Origin of the sequence: Pseudonocardia pini (assembly GCF_013870575.1) — a bacterium.
In the GTDB taxonomy this organism is placed as follows: domain Bacteria; phylum Actinomycetota; class Actinomycetes; order Mycobacteriales; family Pseudonocardiaceae; genus Pseudonocardia; species Pseudonocardia pini.
Map to the genome: position 1 here is coordinate 1 of NZ_JACBXB010000881.1, position 2,087 is coordinate 2,087.

Here is a 2,087-nt window from a genome sequence, read left to right on the forward strand (position 1 = left end):
CCCGGTCTTGCGGTCGGCGATCGCCCGCACCGCCGCCATGTGCGCACGCTCGGCGGCCTGCAGGGTGCGTTCGTGCTCGGTGCGCTCCTCCAGCACCTCCGCCAGCCGCTGCCGGGCCTCGAGCACCCCCGCGACCAGCTCCTCCTCCTGCTCGGCGACCAGATCCGCCTCGGCGTCGAGCTCGTCGGGGTCCCGGCCGGGGGACCGCTGCTCCCCCGACGACGCCAGGTGCCGGGCTCGCTCCTCGGCCAGCCGGACCGTGCCGCGCAGCCGCTCGGCGAGCGCCGACAGCGCGTACCAGGTGTCCTGGGCCGCCTGCAGCCGCGGCGCGTCCGCGGCCAGGGCCTCCTCCAGCCCACCCTGGGTCTCCCGGGCGACGTCGAGCTGCTCGGCCACCTCCGCGCGGCGGGCGCGGGCCTGCTGCTCGTCCGCCTCCTCGCGCGCCAGGGACTCCCGCAGCACCACGATGTCGTCCGCCGCGAGCCGCAGCCGCGCGTCCCGCAGGTCCGCCTGCACCTGCTGGGCCTTGCGTGCGATCTCCGCCTGCCTGCCGAGCGGCTTGAGCTGGCGGCGCAGCTCGGTGGTCAGGTCGGTGAGCCGGGTGAGGTTGGCCTGCATCGCGTCGAGCTTGCGCAGCGCCTTCTCCTTGCGCTTGCGGTGCTTGAGGACCCCCGCGGCCTCCTCGATGTACGCGCGGCGCTCCTCCGGTTTGGACCGCAGGATGGCATCGAGCTGCCCCTGCCCGACGACGACGTGCATCTCGCGCCCGATGCCCGAGTCCGACAGCAGCTCCTGGATGTCCAGCAGCCGGCACGTGCTCCCGTTGATCTCGTACTCGCCCGCCCCGTCCCGGAACATCCGGCGGGTGATCGACACCTCCGAGTACTCGATCGGCAGCGCGCCGTCGGAGTTGTCGATCGTGAGGGTCACCTCGGCCCGGCCGAGCGGCTGGCGCCCGGACGTGCCCGCGAAGATGACGTCCTCCATCTTCCCGCCGCGCAGCGCCTTGGCGCCCTGCTCGCCGAGCACCCAGGAGATCGCGTCCACGACGTTGGACTTCCCGGACCCGTTCGGCCCGACCACCGCGGTGATCCCCGGTTCCAGGCGCAGCGTCGTGGCCGAGGCGAAGGACTTGAAGCCCTTCAGCGTCAGGCTCTTGAGATGCACGGGTCCCCCGGGGTGACAGCGTGCGGCGGACTCTACCCGGCGGCGTTGAGCAGCCAGCGGATGCCGAACCGGTCCGTGACCTGCCCGAAGTGGTCCCCCCACATCTGCTTCTCGAAGGGCACGTCCACGACCCCGCCCTCGGCGAGCGCGGTGAACCAGCCCGCGATCCGCTCCGAGTCGTCCCCGGAGATGCTGACCGAGACCTGGCCGCCGGCCTCGGTGGGCCGCTCGGGGTCCCCGTCCGACGCCATGAGCACGAGCCCGTCCTCGGTCTCGAGCTGGCCGTGCATCACGCCCTCGGGCGGCGGGACCGGACCCGTGGAGCCCATGTCGCCGAACGTCATGATCTGCAGCGTGCCGCCCAGCACGGACTGGTAGAACTCCAGCGCCGAGCGGGACGACGTGTCGAAGTGCAGGTAGGGGTTGAGCCGGACGGTCATGGGTCCTCCTCGGTCGACGTGCGTCGCACCGTAGACCAGGGGACCGACAGGGAGTCACCGCTCGGCGCTCTACCGTTCGACGAAGGCCGTCCACACCCCCGTCGGCGCCACCCACTGTTTGGCCACGGAGTCGACCCGGCCCGGGGTGTCGTTACCGCGCAGCAGGACCAGCAGCCGCTCGCACGCGGCCCGCTCGCCCTGGGCCGCCACGGCGACCCGGCCGTCCGGCAGGTTGCGCGCCTCTCCGACGAGCCCTAGCTCCAGTGCCCTCGCCCGGGTCCACCAGCGGAAGCCCACACCCTGCACCTGCCCGCTCACCCAGGCGTTGAGCCGAACGGTCGCCTCGTCGTTGCTCCTCATCGCGTTGCTACGTTACCCGGCTGTGACCGGTCGAAGGGCCCACCGGCGGGCGCTCCCCCTCCTCGTCGGGCTCGCCCTCGGCGCGCTGCTCGCCGGGTTCGGGGTGCTGTCCGTGGTGCC

Annotated in this window: 3 protein-coding genes; all 3 read right to left on the minus strand. The window is 73.1% G+C overall.

The features are described 5' to 3' along the window. The coding region (locus tag H5J29_RS30300) for a chromosome segregation SMC family protein (RefSeq protein WP_181784373.1) at window positions 1–1,167 on the minus strand (1,167 nt) is incomplete at its 3' end. Between the two features lie 32 nt (window positions 1,168–1,199). Beyond that, window positions 1,200–1,607 carry a VOC family protein gene (locus H5J29_RS30305; protein WP_181784374.1) on the minus strand — a complete coding sequence of 136 codons (408 nt, stop codon included), beginning with the start codon at window positions 1,605–1,607 and terminating at the stop codon, window positions 1,200–1,202. 69 nt (window positions 1,608–1,676) lie between these two features. After that, a complete protein-coding gene (locus tag H5J29_RS30310) occupies window positions 1,677–1,967 on the minus strand; it encodes an acylphosphatase (protein ID WP_181784375.1) in 291 nt (96 codons plus the stop codon). Between the last annotated feature and the right edge of the window lie 120 nt (window positions 1,968–2,087).